The 22600-nt window shown below is 67.1% G+C and carries 14 protein-coding genes and 1 other RNA gene; 5 read left to right on the forward strand and 10 right to left on the reverse strand.

Features of this window, described 5'->3' with window-relative positions; translation table 11 throughout:
- Positions 1-66: 66 nt before the first annotated feature.
- The 4 genes from M5C98_RS12945 to dnaX all read right to left on the reverse strand — a co-directional run bounded on the left by M5C98_RS12945 (position 67) and on the right by dnaX (position 3725).
- Entirely contained in the window at positions 67-471 is a 405-nt protein-coding gene (locus M5C98_RS12945) for an MAPEG family protein (RefSeq protein WP_272547847.1), read from the reverse strand.
- 65 nt (positions 472-536) lie between these two features.
- Entirely contained in the window at positions 537-1127 is a 591-nt protein-coding gene (gene recR / locus M5C98_RS12950; RefSeq protein ID WP_272547848.1) for a recombination mediator RecR, read from the reverse strand.
- A gap of 144 nt (positions 1128-1271) precedes the next feature.
- Positions 1272-1604, reverse strand: a complete 333-nt coding sequence (locus M5C98_RS12955) for a YbaB/EbfC family nucleoid-associated protein (RefSeq protein ID WP_272547849.1) — start codon at positions 1602-1604, stop codon at positions 1272-1274.
- Between the two features lie 78 nt (positions 1605-1682).
- Complete coding sequence (gene dnaX / locus M5C98_RS12960; RefSeq protein ID WP_272547850.1) at positions 1683-3725, reverse strand: DNA polymerase III subunit gamma/tau; 2043 nt, start codon at positions 3723-3725, stop codon at positions 1683-1685.
- A gap of 166 nt (positions 3726-3891) precedes the next feature.
- Between dnaX and ffs the strand changes: the two genes are divergently transcribed.
- Positions 3892-3988, forward strand: an RNA gene (ffs, locus tag M5C98_RS12965) — signal recognition particle sRNA small type.
- Between the two features lie 498 nt (positions 3989-4486).
- Positions 4487-5698 (forward strand): GGDEF domain-containing protein, encoded by a 1212-nt coding sequence (locus tag M5C98_RS12970; RefSeq protein WP_272547851.1) that lies wholly within the window; start codon positions 4487-4489, stop codon positions 5696-5698.
- Here the strand turns inward: M5C98_RS12970 and M5C98_RS12975 are convergent, their stop codons facing one another.
- The 3 genes from M5C98_RS12975 to M5C98_RS12985 all read right to left on the reverse strand — a co-directional run bounded on the left by M5C98_RS12975 (position 5699) and on the right by M5C98_RS12985 (position 13101).
- Positions 5699-7069 carry a TIGR03862 family flavoprotein gene (locus M5C98_RS12975; RefSeq protein ID WP_272547852.1) on the reverse strand — a complete coding sequence of 457 codons (1371 nt, stop codon included), beginning with the start codon at positions 7067-7069 and terminating at the stop codon, positions 5699-5701.
- Positions 7070-7139: 70 nt separating this feature from the next.
- Positions 7140-10523 (reverse strand): UvrD-helicase domain-containing protein, encoded by a 3384-nt coding sequence (locus M5C98_RS12980; RefSeq protein WP_272547853.1) that lies wholly within the window; start codon positions 10521-10523, stop codon positions 7140-7142.
- A 10-nt stretch (positions 10524-10533) separates the two neighbouring features.
- Complete coding sequence (locus M5C98_RS12985) at positions 10534-13101, reverse strand: PD-(D/E)XK nuclease family protein (RefSeq protein WP_272547854.1); 2568 nt, start codon at positions 13099-13101, stop codon at positions 10534-10536.
- A gap of 109 nt (positions 13102-13210) precedes the next feature.
- On the opposite strand from M5C98_RS12985, the gene trxA reads away from it, so the two are divergent.
- Entirely contained in the window at positions 13211-13543 is a 333-nt protein-coding gene (trxA, locus tag M5C98_RS12990; RefSeq protein WP_272547855.1) for a thioredoxin TrxA, read from the forward strand.
- 256 nt (positions 13544-13799) lie between these two features.
- Positions 13800-15062, forward strand: a complete 1263-nt coding sequence (rho, locus tag M5C98_RS12995; RefSeq protein ID WP_272547856.1) for a transcription termination factor Rho — start codon at positions 13800-13802, stop codon at positions 15060-15062.
- A gap of 108 nt (positions 15063-15170) precedes the next feature.
- Here rho and M5C98_RS13000 read toward each other — a convergent pair whose 3' ends face one another.
- Positions 15171-16580, reverse strand: a complete 1410-nt coding sequence (locus M5C98_RS13000) for a CoA transferase (protein WP_442867179.1) — start codon at positions 16578-16580, stop codon at positions 15171-15173.
- 100 nt (positions 16581-16680) lie between these two features.
- Here M5C98_RS13000 and M5C98_RS13005 point away from each other — a divergent pair, with 100 nt between their 5' ends.
- Positions 16681-17895, forward strand: coding sequence for a citrate synthase family protein (locus tag M5C98_RS13005; RefSeq protein WP_272547857.1), 1215 nt, complete (start codon positions 16681-16683; stop codon positions 17893-17895).
- Here M5C98_RS13005 and M5C98_RS13010 read toward each other — a convergent pair.
- Both M5C98_RS13010 and sbcD read right to left on the reverse strand, forming a co-directional pair.
- On the reverse strand, positions 17859-21314 hold the full coding sequence (locus M5C98_RS13010) for an AAA family ATPase (protein WP_272547858.1): 3456 nt from the start codon (positions 21312-21314) through the stop codon (positions 17859-17861). The genes M5C98_RS13005 and M5C98_RS13010 overlap by 37 nt on opposite strands.
- Positions 21311-22531 (reverse strand): exonuclease subunit SbcD, encoded by a 1221-nt coding sequence (gene sbcD, locus M5C98_RS13015; RefSeq protein ID WP_272553272.1) that lies wholly within the window; start codon positions 22529-22531, stop codon positions 21311-21313. Before sbcD ends, M5C98_RS13010 begins: the two co-directional genes overlap by 4 nt.
- Positions 22532-22600 lie beyond the last annotated feature (69 nt).

Genomic DNA, 22600 nt, shown 5'->3' on the forward strand with positions numbered 1-22600 from the left:
GTGCGCCAAGGCAAGGTAACGGCCCGCACAGCGGGGTGGCAGGCCAGCGAACGGCCTCGTAGCCCTTTAGCGGTAGCCGATGAAAAGGATGGCGATGTTGACCACCATGGAACCGAACCACACGGCGCTGCGGGCGGTGGGCAGGTCGGACACGTACATCATCACGTAGAACACCCGCAGCATCACGAAGACGAACGCCAGGATGTCCAGCAGCGCCTGGGCGGCACCCAACTGGTGCGCGATCACCACGGCACCAATGAAGAAAGGCAACGCCTCGAAGGTGTTGGACTGCGCGGCCAGGGCGCGGGCGCGCCAGTCGGTCTGCCGGGAAGCCCAGCCACGCGGGTCCCGGTTGTCGGACACCTGGAAGCTGCCACGCTTGGCGATCAGGGCGCACACCGTGGGCAGCAGCGCCATCAGCAGCACGCACCAGTAGGCGACGGTGAAATGCGCCAGATGCAAGGAATTCATGGTTCAAGCCTTTTCATGCCCCAGCGCAATCAGGTATTGCGCCGGAAGCTATCAATTTTATAGTGCTAACGGCGATCGACCAGTGCATGCGCGATGGTGCCCAGGTCCACGTATTCCAGTTCGCTGCCCACCGGAACGCCGCGGGCCAGCCGGGTGACGTGCAGCCCCCGGCTCTTGAGCGCCTCGCTGATGACATAGGCCGTGGCCTCGCCCTCGGCAGTGAAATTGGTGGCCAGGATCACCTCCTGCACCAGGCCGTCGGTGGCGCGCTCCATGAGCTTGTGCAGCCCGATGTCCTTCGGACCCACGCCGTCGAGTGGCGACAGCCGCCCCATGAGCACGAAATACAGCCCGCGAAACGCCGCCGTGCGTTCCAACGCCGCCTGGTCGGCCGGGGTTTCCACCACCGCCAGCCGCGAGGCATCGCGCTCCGGGTCCAGGCAGGTGTCGCACACCGCTGCCTGGGTGAAGGTGTGGCAGCGATCGCAGTGGTGCACGGACACCGTCGCTTCGTGCAGCGCCCGCGAAAGCACCTCGGCCCCTTCGCGGTCATGCTGCAGCAGATGGAAGGCCATGCGCTGCGCCGACTTCACGCCCACGCCCGGCAGGCGGCGCAGCGCCTGGACCAGGGCATCGAGGGAATTGGTGTCGGACATGAAAAGGAACCGTTCAAGAATCAAAAAACGATGCCCACCCAGGGCATCGGAGTCGCGCGGCAAGCCCTGCGACTCAGGCAACAGGCAGGCCAGACAGGCCCGGCTTGCCGGAAGCCCCACGCCCGCCATGCGGGCATGAAGTCCTCAGAAAGGAAACTTCATTCCGGGAGGAAGCCCGGGCATGCCTGCCGTCAGCTTGCCCATCTTTTCCTGCGAGGTTTCTTCGGCCTTGCGAACGGCCGCGTTGAAGGCGGCAGCCACCAGGTCTTCAAGCATGTCCTTGTCCTCGGCCAGCAGGCTGGGGTCGATGGTCACGCGCTTGACGTCGTGCTTGCAGGTCATCAGCACCTTCACCAGGCCGGCGCCGGATTCGCCTTCCACTTCGATGTTGCCCAGCTCGTCCTGGGCCTTCTTCAGGTTGTCCTGCATGGCCTGGGCCTGCTTCATGAGGCCGGCGAGTTGTCCCTTGTTGAACATGTGAGTTTCCTTTTCTGATGGGAATGTAGGGGAAGGCTTGGAAAGGGGAATTCGTCGGAGAGATGCGGTGGCCTGCCGTCACGCCGGCTTGATGCTGCCGGGCACGATTTTGGCGCCGAAGTCGCGCACCAGTGCTTGCACGTAGGGGTCGTTGTGCACGATCTCCTCGGCCACGCGCTGGCGCTCGGCCGCTGCGGCCGCGTTGCGGCGCGCCGGGCTGTCGATGACCACGCCCAGCTCGACGCTGATCTGGGTCGCATGGCCAGCGGCCTCCAGCGCCGCGCGCAGGCGCTCGCGCGCCACGGGCTGGTTGAGCGATTCGCGCTCCACGCGCAGCAGCCAGTGCCCGGCGTCACGCGCCACCAACTGGGACTGCAGGGCCAGTTCACGCACCAGTGCCGAGATGGCTTCAGCAGCCACCAGTTGCTGCACCGTGGCGTGCCAGACATCGCCCTCTTCCGTGGCGGTGTAGCGGGCCGATGCGGGAAGGGAACCCGTCGGGGCGTTGGGCTGCAGGCGCGCGCCTGGCTCGGGGGACGTCCGCACGGGAATCGCCATGTATTCGGGCGATGGCGTGGACTGGGCCGGCCGTTGTGCGGACGACGATGCGGGTGGTGCGGCACGGCGGAAATCTTCAGGCGCATGGACCGGCAGGCGCACCGGGGCCGGAGCCGCAGCGGGGGCCGAGGGCGTCGGAAGGGTGGCCGCTGCAACGTCGGCTTGACCATCCGAATGCCCCGACGCCTCGGCCTCCGTCCAGGTCTCCGTGGATTCGGGCTCGGCGGCTACCGCAACGGATGTCTCAGCCACAGACGCAGAATTGGCCGCCTGCTGGTGCATCGACTCCGCAGGATCGGCCTCTGTCGAGGGGGAGGCTGCTTGCGAAGGGTTGGCTATCGACCCATTTCCTGGTGCCGCGCTGCTGGCCACCCGGGCAGCCATCTGCGCGGGCGCCGGCTCAACCGGCGTCAGAGTTTTTTTTTCAGCCGAAGGGGCCAGGGCTGCCGAACCATCCGCCGGCTTGAAGGCCAGCAGCCGCAGCAAGGCCATGGTCAGCGCCGCATATTCGTCCGGCGCCAGCCCCAGTTCGGCGCGTCCGTGCAGGCAAATGCTGTAGAGCAATTGGGTTTCGTCCGCGGGCATCTGCGCGGCCAGTCGGGCGATTTCCACGGCCTCGGGGTCGTTGGCATCCAGCGCCTGGGCCATGTTGGGTACGGCCTGCATGACCGCCATGCGCTGTAGCACCGCGCTCATCTCCTCCAGCGTGGAGGCGGCAGACAAACCGTTCAAACGCAGGGCATCGGAGGTCTCCACCACCGTGCGGCCATCGCCCTGGGCCAGCGCCTCGATCAGGCGGAATACATACGACCGGTCCACGCTGCCCAGCATCTGGCGCACGCCCGCTTCCTGCAACTGACCGCTGCCGAACGCGATGGCCTGGTCGGTGAGCGACAGCGCATCGCGCATCGAGCCCCGCGCCGCACGCGACAGCAGGCGCAACGCCTGCGGCTCGGCCGGCACGTTCTCTTGCGCCAGCACGCGCCCCAGGTGTTCGAGCACCGTCTCGGGCGCCATCGGGCGCAGGTTGAACTGCAGGCAGCGCGAGAGCACCGTGACCGGCACCTTCTGCGGATCGGTCGTGGCCAGCACGAACTTGAGATATTCCGGCGGCTCTTCCAGCGTCTTGAGCATGGCGTTGAACGCCGTGTTGGTGAGCATGTGCACTTCGTCGATCATGAAGACCTTGAAGCGCCCTTGCACCGGCTTGTAGACGGCCTGCTCCAGCAGGCCCTGCACCTCGTCCACGCCCCGGTTGGAGGCGGCGTCCAGCTCGGTGTAATCCACGAAGCGGCCGCTGTCGATGTCGGTGCAGGCCTGGCACACGCCGCAAGGGGTGGCCGTGATGCCGCCCTGCCCGTCGGGGCCCTGGCAGTTGAGCGACTTGGCAAGAATGCGCGAGACCGTGGTCTTGCCCACGCCGCGCGTGCCGGTGAAAAGATAGGCATGGTGCAGCCGCTGCTGCGTGAGCGCATTGGACAGCGCCTGCACCACATGCTCCTGGCCCACCATCTCCGAGAAGGTCTTGGGACGGTATTTGCGGGCAAGCACGAGGTAAGACATAGGGAGGGATTCTATGTGGCTGAGCCCGCCCTCCCGGATCGCCGGGATACCGACTCCGCACCGCGCCACGGTGCGCCTGGCCGACAGGCCGCCATGGCCAACACCTGCACGGCGAGCAGGGCCGGCTCTGCCGGAACGGTCCGCTTTATCGCCTACAATCGCCGGTGACGGGCCTCCCCGCATGGTGAAGCAGCCAACCGGGTCAGGTGGGGAACCAAGCAGCCCTAACTGTAGAGTCAGTGCCGGGGGTAAGGCTCGTCAACTCATTTTCCAGCCATCCCTGCCAGGCCTTCGTTGCCTTCACGCAGGGCATGTCCCCAAGCGGTGCACGCCGCAGCCTCTTTCGCTTTTCAACACCTTCGCAGCATTCGCCCCGGTCGATCCAGTGACCGGCAGGCGCCGGATGTGCCGCCCGAACGCTTACGCCGCCTCGGCTGGGTCCGCCCGGCAAGCACCGCTTGCGCGCTGGCCGCTCGAACCGGGCATGCGCGTCTTGCTTTGCCCCTGCGACGCTCGCGCCCTCCCCCGACTGGCCAGAACCAAGCGAAGGCCTGCATCGATCAGGTCACGCCTCATTCGCCTCGTGCAAGCCTCTTTCGCTTGCGCTCATTCCTCGGCGCCTCCCCACACAACGCGAAACCCGTCGGGCACTGACCGCCTTACAAGACCTGCTTTTCAGGGCTTAAAACCCCTGCCGATCCCCCCAAAATATTCACATTTATCAGTTTCAAGTTACTATTTGTTTCTTTTGAGGAGCCGATATGGCAGAAGGTCAAGCGCGAGGAACCGCCTACCTGTGCAACACGGCCGATACGCCGCCGGCGGTCGAGCCGGCGCGTGTCGTCAGCGCCAGCCCGCCAGCGATCGCAGACGAATCCAGCGCCAGACCGCTGGACCAGTTCACCTTCGAGAAGATGCGGCGCGTCAATGGCTCTCTCCTCGCGTTCGGCTCTCTGGGTTGGCTGGCTGCCTGGTGGACGGCCGCACCCACCTACCACTACGACAACATTCTGTTCTCCCTGCTGGCGGTCGCCTTCTTTTGTTGCATCACCGCGTCGATGTTCGCCAGCACGCCCAGAAGGGTGGTGCTGGCCGCGTTGCCGGCCTGTGGTCTGCTGGCCCACGGGTTCTGGCTGCTGTCGGTGCCGAGCCCGGCCGGCGTGTACTTCTGCCTGTCCCTGGGAGTGGCCTTCACGCTGCTGATCGCCTTCATGTTCATTTCGGTGTGGCAGTACCTGGTATCGGTGGCCGTCATCTGGCTCGCATTCGGGCACGGCGATTTCCAGCAGATGCGCTCCGCTCACGACCCCGTCTGGAGCATGCTGATCGTCACCCTGTCGTCGCTGTGCGGGATGCTCCTGAACATCGGCCTCTCGCGCCTGCGCGAAGACAGCCACCGGCAGCAGCTTGAACTGGAAACCCTGGCCTACCAGGATGCGCTGACCGGCCTGGCCAACCGCCGCAGCCTGCTCAAGCACATGCAGTCGCTGCAGGACGCCGGGCACATCGACGGCCTGTATTTCATGATGATCGACATCGATGACTTCAAATCGATCAACGACCAATTCGGGCACGACCAGGGCGACGTGGTGCTGAAGGACGTGGCTTCGGCACTGAAGCGGCAGGCCGGCCGGCACCTGTGCGGCCGCCTGGGCGGCGAGGAGTTCGGCGTGGTGGTGGATGCCGCCACGCTGCCCGAGGCCTGCGAACTCGCCCAGGCGCTGGTCACCGCCGTGAACGCGCTGTACGCGGTGCCGGCGGACCACCCCGCCTTCCAGGGCCGCCGGCTGTCCATCAGCGCCGGCATGACCCGGGGCGAGGCAGACTGCACCACCTCCGACCTGATCCGGCGCGCGGACCTGGCCCTGTACCGCGCCAAGCGCGAAGGCAAGAACCGCTTCTGCATGCACTTCGGCTCCGATGGCGACGCGGGCGCGCAGCCATCGGCCGCGCCCGTGGAACAAAACGCCTGATCAGCAGCCCCGCTGCAGCCAGTCCTTGGCGCCTTGCGCCGCGGCGATGCCGCTGGCCATGCAGGCCGTGATCAGGTAGCCGCCGGTGGGCGCTTCCCAGTCCAGCATTTCGCCTGCGCAGAAAACACCGGGCACCGCCGCCAGCATGAGGTGGCCGTCCATCGCCTCGAACGGCACGCCGCCCGCGGTGCTGATGGCCTCGTCCAGCGGCCGGGCCGCACCCACGGTGACGGGCAGCGCCTTGATGGCCTGCGGGAGGGCGGCAGCGTCGCCCAGGCCGTCCTTGCCCAACTGCTCGTACAGGATGCCCATCTTGATGCCGTCCAGCCCCAGGCGGCTCTTGAGGTGGCTGCTGAGGCTGCGGGCGCCGCGCGGATGGCGCACCTCCTTGAGCACGCGTTCGGGTGTGTGGTCGGGCAGCAGATCGAGCGTGAACGTGGCATGGCCATGCGCCTGGATCTCGTCGCGCAGCAGGCTGGAGACGGCATAGATCAGGCTACCCTCCACGCCGGTCGCCGTGGCCACGAACTCGCCCCGGCGGCTGAATGTGCGCCCCTGGCTGTCGGTGAAATGCAGCGCGACCGATTTGAAAGGCTGGCCGGCAAAGCGCTCGGTGAAGTGCGGCGTCCAACCCGCCGGGTCGGGGGCGCGCCCGATCAACTCGCGCAGAAACTCCCGCCGCGTCTCGCCTGCAGGAGCCCCGCCTGCGCGCACCGTATCGAAGCCGCAGTTGGCCGGCCGCAGCGGCGCCACCGGAACGCCTTTTTCGGCCAGCAGCGGCACCCAGGCGCCATCGGAGCCCAGCCGGGCCCAGCTGGCGCCGCCGAGCGACAGCACCACCGCCTTGGCCCGCACCGGCACCAAGCCGGTGGGGCTGGCGAAACCCAGCGTCAGGGCGCCTGCCCCGCTGCCTTCGTCTGCAGCCGCATCGCTCCAGCCCAGCCAGCGGTGGCGCATGTGGAACACCACCCCCTGGCCACGCAGGCGATGCAGCCATGCGCGCAGCAGCGGCGCGGCTTTCATGTCAGACGGAAACACCCGGCCCGAAGTGCCGACGAAGGTCTCGACACCGAGCTCCTGCGCCCAGGCGCGCACCGCATCGGACCCGAAAGCCTGCAGCAACGGCTCGATGGCGGCGCGGCGCTCCCCGAAGCGGGCCGCGAAGGGCTCGAACGCCTCGGAGTGCGTGAGGTTGAGTCCCCCCTTGCCTGCCAGCAGGAACTTGCGCCCCACGGATGGCATGGCGTCGAACAAATGCACGGCCAGGCCGTCGCGGGCCAGCACTTCGGCCGCCATCAGGCCGGCGGGGCCGCCGCCGATCACGGCGACATCACAGGCCAGCACGGGCGCGAGCGATTCGGAAACAGTCATCTTCAACCTTTGCTTTGGAAACATCGGGGCGCAGCACCGAAGGCACGAGGGCCTTGAGCGAGCCGCACCATCAAAACAGGGCGCCTTGCACCGGCGGTGGCGGTGGCGGTGGCGGTGGCGGTGGCGGTGGCGGTGGCGGTGGCGGTGGCGCAGTCTCTCCGCCCACCTCCACCATCCGCCCATCGCCGGTGAGAAAAGCCGCGCGCACCGCGTGGCCCGGCATCTGGGCCTGAACGGCTTCGCGGTAGCGCGCCAACTGGGCCATCAGATAGGGGCGCCGTTCGGGCTCCGCCGCGCTTTTGTAGTCGAGCACCCACCACGTCGGCGCACCGCCGGGATCGGCGCGCCGCACCAGGCGGTCGATCCGCAAGGTCTGTCCAGCGCGGACGATGGTGGCCTCGTTCACCGCTTGATCGACGGCGGCGGCATCCCACGCCCAGGCGCCTTCACCGTCCAGGATGCGCTGCGCCATGCCGGCGGCAAGGGCCACGGACTCGGGCACCAGGTCGAAGTCTGCGCCGAGCCGTGCCAGCCGCGCAGCCGACCATCCGCCTTCGGAAAAGGCTGGCACGCCGGCCCCCGCCATGGCGGTCTGTTCCAGCAGCTGGTGCATGGCCTCGCCCTGGCGCGATGCGGGGGTGGACGCAGCCAGGCCGGAAGTGGCCTGGCGATCGGCCGCCGGCGTGGGCGGCGGCGACCAGGCAGGCAGTTCGGCCAACACGGCGTGGCCCTCTGCTGCAATACCGCTGTCAAGCGACGGCGCGCGGCCGGATTCGGCCAGTGCGCTCTCTTGCGCCTCAAGCATCAGCGGCGCCAGCCGGTTCCACCAGCTGCCGGGCGCAGAGGACGACGGTTGCACCGACGAGATCGCAAGGCACTGCTTGGCCCGCGTCATGGCCACGTACAAGGTGTTGAGTTCTTCGCGCTGGCGCTCGGTCTGCTCGGTGGCGAGCATGCCCACCGCGCTGGGCGGCGGCGCGCTTTCGCTGGCCAGAAAGACGAAGCTGCGCGGCAGCGGTTCTTCGCCCGGCCAGTCCACCAGCACGCCCATGGTTTCGGCTTTTTGCGGGCGGGTGTCGGTGTCCAGCAGCAGCACGCTATGGGCTTCCAGTCCCTTGGCGCCGTGCACGGTGAGCAGGCGCACCGCTTGCGCGTCCACCCGGCCCGGCGCGCGCTGGCCCGCGCGCTTCATCGCCCGGACGAAGGCATAGGGCGTGAGGTAACGCCCGCCGTCGATCTGCAGCGCGGCCGACAGCAGCGCACGCAAGTTGGCGAGCACGCTGGCGCGCTGCGTTGCCGGGGCGGCGGCGGCATAGCGGGCCAGCACGTCGCGGTGGGTGTACAGCTTCTGCAGCGCGTCGTGGGGCGGCCATGCGTCGAACCAACCCTTGTATAGAGCCAAATCGGCCCCCAGCGCAATAATTCCTAGGGCATCATGCTCACTTTTTAATAGCAAGTCGAGCCAGCTGCATTCAAGGTTCTCTGGCTGCCGGCGCCACAGGGCCAGTTGCACCAGTGTCTCGTCGCCGACCCCGAACAATGGCGAGCGCAGCGCGCGGGCCAGCGACAGGTCGTGGCCCGGCGAGACCAGCACGTCCAGCAGCGCCACCACGTCCTGCACCTCGGGGGCTTCGGCCAGCTCGGCCTTTTCCGGCTGCACGCAGGGAAGGTGCAACTCGCGCAGCGCGTCCTGCATGGCGGCCAGGCGGTCGCGCTTTCGGGCGAGCACCAGCACCTCGCGCGGCGGCACGCCGGCGGCGATGCGCTCGGCCACCCAGCGGGCGGCTTGGGTGCATTCGCGCATGCGCAGGGTTTCCTCGGCCTCGTGCCGCGGCTGCGTGAGGCTGTCGCGCCACGCCATGGGGTCGGAAGCGGCGGCCCCGCTGTCCTGCGGCGCGGTGATGGCGGGCAGGCGCAACAGGCTGCCCGTGTCGGTGGACTCGGTGGTGTGTTCGCGAAAGCCGGCGTATTCCCCCTGGGCCTGCGCAGCCTGCATGGCGTGGTTGACCGCGGCGATCACGCCGGTGGCGTTGCGGCGCGTGTGGTCGCAGCTCAGCAGGTCGCCACCGAGGCCTTGGCGCACGAAGGCCTGTGCGGCCAGGAACACCTGCGGCTCGGCACGCCGAAAGCGGTAGATGCTCTGCTTGGGGTCGCCCACGATGAACACGCTGGGCGCCCTGCCCCCGCCCGCGCCCACATAGCCTGACAGCCAGGCATGCAGCGCCTGCCACTGCAGCGGGTTGGTGTCCTGGAACTCATCGACGAGCAGATGCCGCACGCGCGCATCCAGCCGCTCCTGCACCCATCCGCTCAGCACCGGGTCGGACAGCATGACCAGCGCCGTGCGCTCGACATCGTTCATGTCCACCCAGCCGCGATCGCGCTTGAGCGCAGCGAACGCCGCCACCAGAGCGCGCGTGAGCCGGGCCATCCGATGGTGGTAGCCCCAGGCCTCGTGCTGGCGGCGCGCCAGGCACAGGCGCTGCAGTTCGGCCTCGGCCTCCTGCGCCACGGCGAACTTCTCCAGGTTCTTGCTGAGCCGGTCTTCCTTGGCCACGAAGAAAGCACGTCGCAACCGCTCCAGCCGCTCGTGCAGGTCCTCGCAGGCGAAGGCATCGACCACCGCGTCCGCCGCCTTTTGCGGGGTTTTGTTGGATTCGGTGCCCAAGGCGCTTGCCCAGGCGAGCCAGCGGGCGCGTGCCGCATCGCCCTCCAGCGCGTGGGCCGGGCTGTCCAGCCCTTGCAGGTCGGGGAAGTGCGCATGGAACGGCGGGACCGAGGCGTCGATCACGCCGGCCGCGTCCGCCAGCTCGAACTCGATGCGCTTGGACAGCGCCGCGCCCAGGGCCTTGTGCGTCTGCGACCGCCCGTGCGAGGCCACCGCCGCGAGGTAGTCGGCATGCAGCGCCGCATCGTCGGCCACCTGCTGCAGGAACGGCGGCCAGACCTGGCGCACGGCTTCGGCGTCGTCCTCCAGCAGTTCGTAGTTGCCGGGCAGTCCGCGCGCATGCAGCACGGCCAGCGGCGCGGTGCCCAGCAGCGCAGCGAACCAGCTGTGGAAGGTGCGGATCTGCACCGGCCGCCCGGATTCGAGCATGGAGCGGTACAGCGTCTGCAGCAGCGCGCGTTTTTCCAGCGCGCGCTCGGGTGGGATGCCGCGGGCGACCAGTTCCCGGGCCAGGCGCTCGGGCTCGGCCTGGGCAAATTCCTGCAGCCATTCCTGCAGGCGCTGGCGCATCTCGCCGGCAGCCTTGCGTGTGAATGTGATGGCCAGGATTTCATGCGGCGCGCAGCCGTCCAGCAGGGCACGCAGCATGCGCGAGACCAGCATCCAGGTCTTGCCCGCGCCGGCACAGGCCTCCACCGCCACGCTGCGGTCCGGATCGCAGGCAATGGCATAGAACGCCTCGCGCGTGACCGGGTGGCCGTTGTGTTCGTAGGCGGCGAGCGTCATGGTGCTTTCTTCATGCCCAGAAATCCTTGCGGCACAGGCCGCGCGCGGCGCAGTAGTCGCACACCGCCCCCTCGCCCAGTGCCGGCATGGCGGCACCGGCAGCGATGCGTTCGAAGTCGTGCAGGATGCCTTCCACCAGCTGGTCGCGCAGCGCCACGATGTCGGGCTGCTCGAAGGTCCGCGTGTCGCCGCGCTCGCCCACGTTCACGTAGGCCGCGCGCAGGTGGTCGTGGTGCAGCAGCGCGGCGTAGAAAGCCAATTGCGTGTCTTCGGTGCCGGCGGCCAGGCGCTTGCGGGTGACCGCTTCGTTCTCGGTCTTGTAGTCGATCACCAGCACGGCGGGCTCTTCGCCCGGCACGCCGGAGCGGACGGCATCGATGCGGTCGAGCAGCCCCACCAGCTTGAGCGGCCCGAGCGACTGGGCAGAGCGCACCTCGGCCTGCTGGAAGGCGGCGCCCTGCCCTTCGTGGTCCTGCAGCCAGCGCAGGTAGCCGTCGCGCAGGGCCCGCCAGCCGGAGGCGAACGGCAAAAATTCGCCCGACGCCAGCCGCTGCTCGCGGGTGACGGCCTCGGCCGCCGCATCCATCAGCGCGCGGCGAGCGGGCAGCGCCTCGGCGGGCGCCGCCTGCAGTGCTTCGTGAAAGTGCTGCAGCACGGCATGCAGCCAATTGCCGAAATCCCGTTTGCCGACTTCAGCGCCCAGTTCATCGGCTTCTTGCAAGCCCAACTGGCGCAGCGCGAAGAAGCGGTACGGACAGTGGCGCAGATCGGAATAGGCGGTGGAGGACAGCTGCAGCATGGGCAGCGCCTCGCCCGTCGGCATCGGCCGGGGCACGGGTGAGAGCGGCACTTCGCGCGCACTTCGGGGGTCCGTGCCTGCGCTGGCTTGGCCGTCGAGCTGCAATGCCAGCACCAGCGGACTGGCCAGCAGCGGTTCGCCGCCGTCGTCGCCGCTGCGCCACAGCACGTCCGCGTGAGCGGTGCGCAAGGCATTGCTCCAGGCCTGCCGCTGGGCGGTTTCCAGCGTCTCGCGGGTGGGCAATCCCAACCCCTCGCGCTGCGCGCGGGTCCATGCGCCCGGTGGCTCCGGAGCGGGCGGCAGGCGCTTTTCGTCGCAGCCCGGCACCACCAGCGTGGCGAACGGGCGCGCCAGGATCTGCGGCAGCGGCACGACGAACACCGAGGCGCTGCCGTCATGGTCAGGCCGGTAGCGCGCGGCTTCGAGCACCTCGTTGACCCAGCGGGTGAACTCGGCAATGGACATGGGCCGGCCGGCGCTCGCCAGCCGCTCCAGATCAGAGGGCAAGCCATCCTGCAACCGCAGTTCGGCCAGCACACGCCCGCCAGCGGCGTCGGCGGCCAGGGCGTCCCATTGCCCCGTTGCCTGCAGCAGTTCGCGCAATGCGGCAAGCCACGCCGCCACCGGCCGCGCGGGCTGCAAAGGCGCGCGCCACGCCTGTACCTGCGCGGCCAACGCCTGCACTGCGGCCAGCGCAGGCGGCGTGGCATCGCGTGGGTCGTCGATGGACGCCCAGTGGCTGCTGCCCATCTTGCGCAGCCATTTCTCTGCTGCGTTCACGGCCTTCGGGCTGGCAGCGGGCACGTGCTTGAGCCAGTCCAGCACCGCGTCGGCGGAGGCGTTCCAGGTGCAAGCCCGCAGCGCCGCCATGACATGGGAGGCCGCCCGCGTGGTGGACAGGGTCCAACCATTTTCGTCGTGAACAGCCACCCCGCGCCCCAGCAGGAGCGCGCTGACGCGGCGGGTCAACGCGCGGTCGATCGCGGCCAACGCCAGTGGCGCATGGCCCTGCTCCAGGCGATGCAGCACACAGGCGGCGGCGCGCTGGGCCTCGTCCTCGGCATCGGCTGCTTCGTGAAGGAACACCTGGCCGGGTGATGGCGAAGCGGCATCAGGCATGCCGCCGAGCGGCAACGACAGGGCACGGTCGCCCCATTGTTCGCACAGCGTCTTCGCCAGCGGATCGGGTTGAAAGCCGCCGAGTACGACCAGCGCATCCACGGCCGATTGCGCGTCCGGCGCGAACAGCACGTCCGTCGCATGGCGGGAAGCCAGCACCCATTCGAGGGCGATGCGTGCCACCGCCGCTTCATAGCGCAGCGCCGCGCCATCGCCTGCGGGGGGCATCAGTTCGCGCGCTCCCACGGCCCAGGCTTCACGATCGGACGGCGGCACGGCGCAGACGACGCTGGCCAATTGGGCGGCCGCTTCCAGCAGCGGCGTGGCCAGCACGTCGCGCTGCTCGGTCAGGCCCGCCTGGTCGAGCAAAGCGCGTGCAGTGAGGGTGTCGCGCCCCATGTCGTGCGACAGGTCGTCGCCTTCTGGCACGAAGGGCGCGATGCGGGACGCCCAGTTGCGCGTGGTTTCAAAACGCGGCGCAAAGCCGTCGGGCAGGCAACGCGCCCATTCGCGCTGCGCCTCGGCCATCAGTTGCGCATACGGCACCAGCACCACGGTGGCGGCAGGGTGCGCGCCAATGCGCCGGATGTGGGCCTGCACCCGGTCCACGACCGAGCCCCAAACACTGCTGGACACATCGTTTTTCGCTATGACTGTCATAGCGGCGGAGGCCGCGGCCACACCGTGGGGCGGGAAATGTCTTTCTGTCACAATCCCCTGACTTTATCCGGACCCGCCCACCTCAACTTGCTCCAACAAGGAATGTGCCATGGCAAGCGAACTCATCAAACACCTTTCCGACGCCAGTTTTGAAACCGATGTGCTGCAGCCTGGCACCACGGTGCTGGTGGATTACTGGGCCGAATGGTGCGGCCCTTGCAAAATGATCGCGCCCATCCTGGACGAAGTCGCCGACACCTACAAGGACAAGCTGACCGTCGCCAAGATGAACGTGGACGAAAACCGCGAGGTGCCCGCCAAGTTCGGCATTCGCGGCATCCCGACCCTGATGCTGTTCAAGGACGGCCAGCTGGCCGCCACCAAGGTCGGCGCGATGAGCAAGACCCAGCTCACCGCGTTCATCGACCAGCAACTGGCCTGATGATGTTCGAGGGTGGCGCGGGCGGCGGCCTTGTCCGCAGCGCGCCATCCCGCTTGCACGCATTCGGTTGCAGCGATCTGGCTGCACGGGCCTTGGCAAACCGGGTTTTTTTCCTGTCATAATCGCCGCAGATCATCGCGTCCGCATGCACAAGCGGCCGGTTCCAGATCCCCAGGCCATCCGAGGTCCGCAAACAGCGGCAGCCCGGCTCCCGGCCTCCCCCTGATTCAAATCCGCTCCGTTCAGGAGTCACCCCATGCATTTAAACGAACTCAAGGCACTGCACGTGTCCGAAGTGCTCAAGCAGGCCGAAGAGCTGGAGATCGAGAACACCGGGCGCATGCGCAAGCAGGAGCTGATGTTCGCGATCATCAAGAAGCGCGCAAAGGCCGGTGAGCAGGTCTTCGCCGACGGTGTGCTGGAAATCCTGCCGGATGGCTTCGGCTTCCTGCGCAGCCCCGACACGAGCTACACCGCCAGCACCGACGACATCTACATCTCGCCCAGCCAGGTCCGGCGCTTCAACCTGCACACCGGCGACATGATCGAAGGCGAAGTGCGCACCCCCAAGGACGGGGAGCGCTACTTTGCGCTGACCAAGCTCGACGCGGTCAACGGCGGCCCGCCTGAGCAGAACAAGCACAAGGTCATGTTCGAAAACCTGACGCCGCTGTTCCCCAAGGAGCAAATGAAGCTCGAGCGGGACATGAAGGGCGAAGAGAACATCACCGGCCGCATCATCGACATCATCGCCCCCATCGGCCGCGGCCAGCGTGCACTGATCGTCGCACCGCCCAAGAGCGGCAAGACGATGATGATGCAGCACATCGCGCACGCCATCACCGCCAACAACCCCGACGTTCACCTCATGGTCCTGCTCGTTGACGAGCGCCCTGAAGAAGTGACCGAAATGCAGCGCACCGTGAAGGGCGAAATCATCGCCTCCACCTTCGACGAGCCTGCCGCACGCCATGTGCACGTGGCCGAGATGGTGATCGAGCGGGCCAAACGCCTGGTCGAATTGAAGAAGGACGTGGTGATCCTGCTGGACTCCATCACGCGCCTGGCCCGTGCCTACAACAACGTGGTGCCCTCCTCCGGCAAGGTGCTGTCGGGCGGTGTGGATGCCGCTGCGCTGCAGCGCCCCAAGCGCTTCTTCGGCGCGGCGCGCAAGGTGGAAGAAGGCGGTTCGCTGACCATCATCGCCACGGCGCTGGTCGACACCGGCAGCCGCATGGACGAAGTGATCTTCGAAGAATTCAAGGGCACGGGCAACAGCGAAATCCACCTGAACCGCCGCCTGTACGAAAAGCGCGTGTTCCCGGCCATCGAGCTCAACAAGAGCGGCACCCGCCGCGAAGAGCTGCTGCTGCCGCCCGAGATCCTGCAAAAGACCCGCATCCTGCGCCAGTTCATGTACAACATGGACGAGATCGAGTCGATGGAGCTCATGATCAAGAACATGAAGGCGACGAAGACCAATGTGGACTTCTTCGACATGATGCGCCGCGGCGGCTGATTTTTTGCCGTCCGTATTGGGTGGCTTGCGCCGCTCCCGTGTACATCCAAAAGCCCCGCAGGCCATCCGGCCTGCGGGGCTTTTTGCTGAAGGCAGCGCCCTTTTCCGTCAAGTACCGGACCACGCCGCGGCGGACGATCCCAGTGCAGGTGCAGCCAATTCCCAGTGCATCGCCATGCCTTCGATGGACAGCGGCGCCAGCAAGCGCCTGGCTGGCCCCCAGGCTGTGGCTTCGATCTCCAGAGACTGGTCATGCAAGGCATCGGGCAACAGCGGCTCCCGGTCCAGCGACGACGGCGCCTGTGCCAGCCAGTGGGCGGTTCGCGCCAGCGACGCCCGTACCTCGCAGCCCTGACCGGTCTGCCGGCGGTGCGCCAGCGCCTTCAGGGCCGCGGCCGCCATCAGGTAGCCGGTGGCATGGTCGATGGCCTGCACGGGCAGTGGCACCGGCACCTGCCGCCCGGTCCGGCGCATGCCTTCCTCGGCAATGCCGGTGCTCATCTGGATGAGGCTGTCGAAACCCCGGCGTCCGCGCCACGGGCCGCTCCACCCGTAGGCGTCGAGCGATACATCGATCAATCCGGGATGAACCGCGCGCCGCCACGAAACGCCCAGCCCCAGCCGCTCCAGGGCCTGTGGCCGCAGCCCGTGTACCAACACGTCGGCCTGGCGCAGCAAATGCGCGAACACCGCGCGGTCGGCGGCCTGCCGAAGGTCCAGGCGCGCGCAGCGCTTGCCCAAAACCACCTCGGGCACGGTGCCGGGCTCTTCCCAGCCCGGCGGGTCGATGCGCAGGACCTCGGCACCAAAGCCGGCGAGGAAACGCGTCGCCACTGGCCCCGCCAGGATGCGGGTGAGGTCCAGTACACGCACGCCATGCAGCGGGCGCTGCGTCGTTCCAGGCCAAGCGCGCTCAGGCCCTTCAGTACCAAAGGCCATGTGGAGCAACGGTTCTGCCTGGACGGCGTGCCCCTGCGGATGGGATGACCATTCGTCCAGGCTTCGCATGGCCGCAGCACAACCGCCCTGCTCCACGATGGCGGACTCCAGATCGCTCGCACGCCAGCGAGCGACCGCCTGGGCCGCCGACTCGCGGTCCGCCACCCCGCCAAGCACTGACAGCGCCGCGGCACGGTGGTGCGGCGCATTGGTGTGCAAGCGGATCCATCCATCCGTGGCTTGGTAGTCGCCCGCGACGGTATCCCACAGCGGTGCGAGAGCCCAGCCGATCGGACGCAACGATCCGCCGAACCAGAAAGAGGCCAGTCGCCGGTCCACCCGGACCTGCGGCACCGGTTTGCAGGAGGGCTTCGTGACCTCCGCCAATGCGAGACCGGCCACTCCCATTGAGGCACTGGCCAGGTCGGTCACGGGAAACACGGAAGGCAGTTGCCCCGTGCCCGTGAAATACAGCGCATCCATCGGGTCCGCTGTGCCGCCCAGGCCATCCCACAGCGTCCGTGCGAAATGGGTGAGTGATGCAGAAAAGGGCAAGGGAGCGGAGGAGTGGATGGACATGGCAGGCCTTCACAACGATGCTTCAGCCTAGATCAACCCTTTAAATTGTCAATATTGATTTATATTTTCAACATCAACCTATTTCATACCAAGAGCCCCGATGCCCGTCTATCTGTCCGCCCCTGACGCCGCCGCCCGCCTCGGTGTTTCTCGACAGACGCTCTACGCCTATGTGAGCCGGGGCCTGCTGCCCGCCCACGCGGGAGACAACACCCGCGAGAGCCGATACCTGCAGCAGGACGTGGAACGGATTGCCGGGCAGCGCAGGCGGGGCCGCAAGCCGAAAGAGGTGGTCAAGGCGGCGCTGGACTGGGGCCTGCCGGTGCTGGAGTCCTCCATCACATTGATCGAGGATGGGCAGCTTTACTACCGCGGAGAAAATGCCGTCCCGCTGGCCGCCAACTGCACTGTCGAAGATCTCGCAGGCCGGCTTTGGCGTTGCCCCGCCGAATCGGCTTTCGGCTCAGACACGCCTGCATTGCCCGCGGCCATGGCAGCAATGCAGCCCTGCCTGGCGGGGCGCCGGCCCGAGGAAACGCTGCTACCGCTCTTTACCGCGGGCAGCGAGGACGCCAGCACCGCTGTCTGGCAAACGTCGCCCGAGCGGCTGGCGCAAGGATGCGGTGCGCTGGTGCGGCTGCTGGCCGCGTGCCTGCTGGGCACGGCGCCCCAAACGGCCCCGATCCATCGGCAATGCGGCGCAGCATGGGGACTGGACCGCCACGGGGCGGATCTCGTGCGCCAGGCGCTCGTGCTTTGCGCCGACCACGAACTCAACGCTTCCAGCTTCACCGCCCGGTGCGTGGCGTCCACGGGCGCGAGCCTGCGGGCCGCGGTGATCGGTGGACTGGCCGCGCTCACGGGCGGCAAGCACGGCGGCACCACCGCACGCGTGGAAGCGCTCTGGGATGAGTTGGACAACACGGCGCCAGAACAACGCCTGCGCCAGCGCCTGGCGCGTGGAGAGGACCTGCCAGGCTTCGGCCATCATCTTTATCCGCAAGGGGATGTGCGTGCCGAATGCCTGCTGCGCCCACTGCTGCCGCACAACGAACGCTTGCAGGGCTGGATGGCGGAGGCCCAGGCCTTGACCGGCCAACGGCCTTCGATCGATTTTGCGCTGGTCGCCCTTCGGCGCCACCTGGCGCTTCCAGAAGGATCGGCCTTCGGCCTGTTCGCCCTGGGGCGGTCCATCGGCTGGGTGGCCCACGCGCTGGAGCAGCGCGACAGCGGGCAGCTCATCCGGCCTCGCGCTGCGTACAACGGACCGCGGCCGGCTCAACCCACGGAGAATCGCCGCTCCAACGCGCTGTAGCCCAGGCCCACGCCCTTTTGCACGCGAATCTGCACGGGAATGCGCTCCTTGAGCGCCTCCACGTGGCTGATGATGCCGATGGTCTTTCCGCTGGCATTGAGGGTATCGAGCGCATCCAGGGCGGTTTCCAGCGTTTCGCCATCCAGCGTGCCAAACCCTTCATCGAGAAAGAGCGAGTCGATACTCGCCTTGTGGCTTACCAGATCAGAAAGCGCCAACGCCAGCGCCAAGCTCACCAAAAAACTCTCTCCACCCGACAGGGTTCTGGTGTCACGCGCCACGTCGGCCTGCCAGGTGTCGATCACCTCCAGCTCCAGCTCGCCGGCCGAGCGGCGGCCCAGCCGATAGCGCCCGTGCAATCGCCCCAGTTGGCGATTCGCCAGATGCACCAGATGGTCGAGCGTGAGGCCTTGCGCGAACTTCCGGTATTTGGCCCCGTCGGCCGAGCCGATCAGGCCATTGAGGTGCTGCCACAGATCATGGTCGGCCTCCTGGGCCTGGATTTGCGCCATCAGCGCCTGCAAACCGCTGCGTCGCTGCGCATCGTCTTGCAGCCGGCTCGCGATGGCACCCTGCTGCTGTGCTACCGAAGTGTGCTCGGCATCCAATTGCGCCATGGACGCGGCCAGGTCCTCCGCGCTGCGTTCGGTTTGGGGCAAAGCCTGTAGTTCTGACAAGGCCGCATTGGCTGCGGCCTGCACGGCGTGCGCCTCGGCCAGCGCCTGCTGCCGCTGCGCAAGCCATGCACGCAAACGGTCGCGCTCCGGCTCGGCAATGCAGGCCGCGTGAAAAGCGGCTTCATCGACAAACGGGCTGAGCGACAGTGCGTGCACCCAGCGCTTCTCGGCCTGGCCTGCGATCGCTTGCACTTCTGCTTGCCTGCGTTGCAAGGACTCCAGCGTGCCACGCAGCGCGGCCACTTCGGTTTCGGCAGCATGCCAACGGGCCTCCGCTTGCTCGACCGCTTGAGGCAGCTCGTCAGACTCCGTTCCAAGATCGCCTCCAGGCAGGTGATCCACCTCGGCGGGCGCGCCAGGCTCGCCCCGTGACTCCCAGCGCTGGGCAGCCTCCTGCGCCATCTCGGCCATCTGCTTCAGTGTCGCTTCATCGGCGATCAAGGTTTGAAGGCGAGATTTCGATACCTGCCATGCCCTGTACTCTTCGGCACGGCTTCGTAACCAGTCGGCTCCATCGCTTGGCAGCGTGTACCCCAGGCTTTGCAACTGGTCCACCAGTGCCGATTCGGCTTCGGCATGCTGGCGCTGCTGCTGTTGGTGGTGCTGCGCGAACTCATCTGCCCGCTGCTGGGCCACCTGCAAATCCTTGGCCGAAAGGGCCAACTGTTGAGTGACCATGCGCTCAGCCTGCTCGGCCTGTTGCAACGCAGACAACGCCTGATCGAGCAGCGTCCTCGCCTGGGCGAGTGCGGCCCACTGCTGCTGAGCGGCTTCCAGTTGGACCGAGTGCCGGGCTTGGGCGTCGGCCAAAGCCTGCGCATCCACGGCATCCACCGGCCAGCCGCAGGCCGCGCAGCACGCCTGCCATTGCGCCAGTAGCTGTGCCAATGCCTGCTCTCCCTCAGCCATCTGCTGAGCCACTTGTTCGCTCTGCGCCTGCAGCGCGGCCAAGCGGGACCGGCGTGCGAGTCCTTGCTCGGTCACCTCTTCCCGTTGCGCGCAAAGCGTTGCCAATGCGGATTGGGTGGCGGAGGCGTCCAGCGCCTCATAGGCTTCGATGGCGGGATGGGTGGTCGATCCACACAACGGACAGGCTTCGCCCGGTTGCAAATGGCTACGGTGCGCCTCCAGGGCCTGAATGCGCTGCTCTTGCGCCAGGAGCTTTTCCTGGTCCTGCACTTGCCGGTGCAGACTGGCGTAGCGATCGCGCAGCGATTGCACGGCCTGCGCCTCGTCTGCCTGCTGCCGTTGCCGCTCCAGCTGGGCCTCCATCCATTGGGCTTGGCGCTCGCGCGCTTGCAGCCAGGCTCGCAGGCTCTGGCCCAGGCGGTCCCAAGCGTGGCCGCGTTCCAGCAGTTGCAGCGGGGCATTGCGCCACTCCGATTCTTCACGCCCCATCGCCAGGCGTTCATAGGCTTGGCGGGCCGCCATGGCCTCTTGCTGCGCTTGGCCCAGGGAGGCGGCGGCGCGCTGGCAGGCCTGCCCATGGCTGGCATGCCGTGTCTCCAGTGCCTGTAACTCGCTGCCGTGCTTTTCTCGACGCGCTTGGGTTTCAGCCATCTCCTGCAACCGCCGCGCACGGGCACCGAATTGCTCGCGCCATCCGCTCAGCCACTCCCCCAACTGAGCATGCTGGGGCACCGCTGCGAGTTCTTGGACAAGCGCTTCCTGAGCCTTCACACCATCGTGCCATTGGTTCAGGCGGAAATCGGCCAGCCGCCGGCTGTCGCGTTGCAGAAGTCCAAGTGTCTGAGCGCTGCGTTCCATTGCCAAGCCGTGCTGCCGTTGCGCTTCATTGCGTTGCTGATTCACGGCCACCTCGTCACGCAGCGCCGCCTGCCCTGTGGCATGGATCGGCTGCAGCCGTGCAGCGGGCTCGTCGGCAGCAAGGCGTTGACGCTGCTCGGCGGCTGCGTCCCATTCGGCCTGGGCCTGTTCCCGATACCGTGACGCCTCGTCATGCCGCATTTGGGCGCGATCTCTGTCCGCCAGCCATTGGCGCTCGCGGGCGATGGCTTGCCGCTGCGCCTGCAGCGTTTCGGTATGCAGAGCAAGCCGGCTGGCTTCCTCCGTGAGTGTGGCGCGCGTGGCATCGTCCAGCAACTCCACGCCACCCGCACGGGCACGCAGTCGCTCCAGCACGGTACGTGCGTCGCGGGTACTCTCGAACACCCGCTGCGATATCTGCCCGTAGATGTCGGTACCAGTCAACTCCTCCAGCAACTCCGCACGTTTGCCAGCGCTGGCCTCCAGGAAGGCTGCGAAGCCGCCCTGCGCGAGCAGCATGGACCGGGTGAAACGCTCGAAATTGAGGCCGGTAAGCAACTCTGTCTGGCGCAGCTTGTCTTGTACCTTGCTGGTCAAAATTTCGCCTTCACCGCGAACATGGGCCACCAGTTCCACCTGCACCTGCTGCAATGCCCCATCGGCTTTGCCGTGCGCCCTGCGCTGGCTCCAAAACGCCCGGTAGCGGGCCCCTCGAACTTCAAACTCCACCTCGGCCAGGCATTCCGCCGTGTGCCGGGTCATGACCTCATTGCCCCCTTGCGACACGCCACCGATGCGCGGCGTCTGGTGGTAGAGCGCCAGGCAGATCGCATCGAGAATGGTGGTTTTGCCAGCCCCCGTGGGGCCCGTGATGGCAAACAAACCGTTGCCGGCAAAAGGCGCGGCGCTGAAGTCGATGCGCCATTCGCCTTTGAGTGAATTCAGGTTTTTGAGACGAAGGCTCAGAATCCTCATGGTGCAGGCCGCTCCTGAAGGTCGGCAAGGACGGTTCGATACAACGCAGAAAGCCGCTCTTCCAATGCAGGTTCGAGCGATTGGGAAGCCAGCCGGCGGGCAAAGACCTCAGCAGGGCCCAGTTCGTCGAGCGTTTCTCCTGCAGATGAATCCAAAGACGCGGGAAGCGCATTCCGGGCCCGGCGCACGCGCAGGATCTGGATCGGCAGGCCCTCAGCCATCTTGGCCACGCGCAGTTGCAAGTCGGCAAGGTAGTCGTCATGGGCCACTTCGACTTCGATCCATACCGGCAGGGCATCGTGGCCAAGGTTGGCAGCCTCGGCAAATGCTGCAGGCAAATCGACCAGACGGCCGCGCACGCTCGCCAACGGCTGAAAGCATGGAACCGGCAGCGGCGTCACGGACTTCAGGCCCGCCAAGTCGAAATCGACCAGCAGCACTTCCTTGCGCTGGCGTGCCTCGTCAAAGCTCAGCGGTATTGGTGATCCGCTGTAGCGCACGTGCTCCAGCCCTCCCACCTTTTGTGGTTGGTGGATGTGCCCGAGGGCAATGTAGTCCGCCGGTGGAAACGCATTGGTGGGAAACGCCTCCAGCGTGCCCACGTAGATTTCCCGCACCGATTCGCTGGCGCTGGCGCCGACAGTGGTCAGGTGCCCGGTGGCGACGATGGGCAAACCGCCCAGCGCGGCGCTGCGCTCCAAGGCCAGGACATGCAATGCATCGTAATGGGCACGGATGGACGCCTGCAATGCCGATTGTTTGTCGGCTGCGCTTTGCCCTGGCTGACTCAACAACAGGTCCCGGGGGCGCAAAAACGGTACGGCACACAGAACGGCTGCGGGCACACCGGCGCGGGTATGAAGTACCAGCACCTGGTCTTCAGGTCGCTCCGCCATGCCCGGCACGACCCGGGTATTGAGGTGCGCGAGCAAGCTGCGGCTTTCGCCGAGCATGGAAACGGAGTCATGGTTACCGCCCAGCACGACAAACTCAGCGCCGGCATCGCGCATCGCCAGCACGCAGCGGTTGTACAGTTCCCGCGCATAGCTTGGGGGAGCGCCCGTATCGAAAACGTCGCCTGCCACGATCACGGCATCCACGCCCTGCGCGCGCACCTGCCCCGCCAGCCAGTCGATGAAAGCCAGGTGTTCAAGCTGGCGTGTCTGGCCCATGAAGTGTTGGCCCAGATGCCAGTCGGAGGTATGCAGGAGACGCAATTCGTGGCTTCGGAAGGAGTTCTGGGATGGCAATGGTCTCACTTTGGCGAGCCTATGCGATAATCGAAG

Source organism: Acidovorax sp. NCPPB 3576, assembly GCF_028473605.1.
Lineage (GTDB): Bacteria > Pseudomonadota > Gammaproteobacteria > Burkholderiales > Burkholderiaceae_C > Paracidovorax.

Excerpts from the sequence above, each read along its gene's own strand:
- M5C98_RS12970 (WP_272547851.1), top strand. The coding sequence starts at position 4,487 with ATGGCAGAAGGTCAAGCGCGAGGAACCGCCTACCTGTGCAACACGGCC.
- M5C98_RS12980 (WP_272547853.1), bottom strand. The coding sequence starts at position 10,523 with ATGACGCTCGCCGCCTACGAACACAACGGCCACCCGGTCACGCGCGAG.
- recR (WP_272547848.1), bottom strand. The coding sequence starts at position 1,127 with ATGTCCGACACCAATTCCCTCGATGCCCTGGTCCAGGCGCTGCGCCGC.
- M5C98_RS12955 (WP_272547849.1), bottom strand. The coding sequence starts at position 1,604 with ATGTTCAACAAGGGACAACTCGCCGGCCTCATGAAGCAGGCCCAGGCC.
- trxA (WP_272547855.1), top strand. The coding sequence starts at position 13,211 with ATGGCAAGCGAACTCATCAAACACCTTTCCGACGCCAGTTTTGAAACC.
- rho (WP_272547856.1), top strand. The coding sequence starts at position 13,800 with ATGCATTTAAACGAACTCAAGGCACTGCACGTGTCCGAAGTGCTCAAG.
- M5C98_RS12985 (WP_272547854.1), bottom strand. The coding sequence starts at position 13,101 with ATGACAGTCATAGCGAAAAACGATGTGTCCAGCAGTGTTTGGGGCTCG.
- M5C98_RS13000 (WP_442867179.1), bottom strand. The coding sequence starts at position 16,580 with ATGTCCATCCACTCCTCCGCTCCCTTGCCCTTTTCTGCATCACTCACC.
- M5C98_RS13010 (WP_272547858.1), bottom strand. The coding sequence starts at position 21,314 with ATGAGGATTCTGAGCCTTCGTCTCAAAAACCTGAATTCACTCAAAGGC.
- M5C98_RS13005 (WP_272547857.1), top strand. The coding sequence starts at position 16,681 with ATGCCCGTCTATCTGTCCGCCCCTGACGCCGCCGCCCGCCTCGGTGTT.
- dnaX (WP_272547850.1), bottom strand. The coding sequence starts at position 3,725 with ATGTCTTACCTCGTGCTTGCCCGCAAATACCGTCCCAAGACCTTCTCG.
- M5C98_RS12945 (WP_272547847.1), bottom strand. The coding sequence starts at position 471 with ATGAATTCCTTGCATCTGGCGCATTTCACCGTCGCCTACTGGTGCGTG.
- M5C98_RS12975 (WP_272547852.1), bottom strand. The coding sequence starts at position 7,069 with ATGACTGTTTCCGAATCGCTCGCGCCCGTGCTGGCCTGTGATGTCGCC.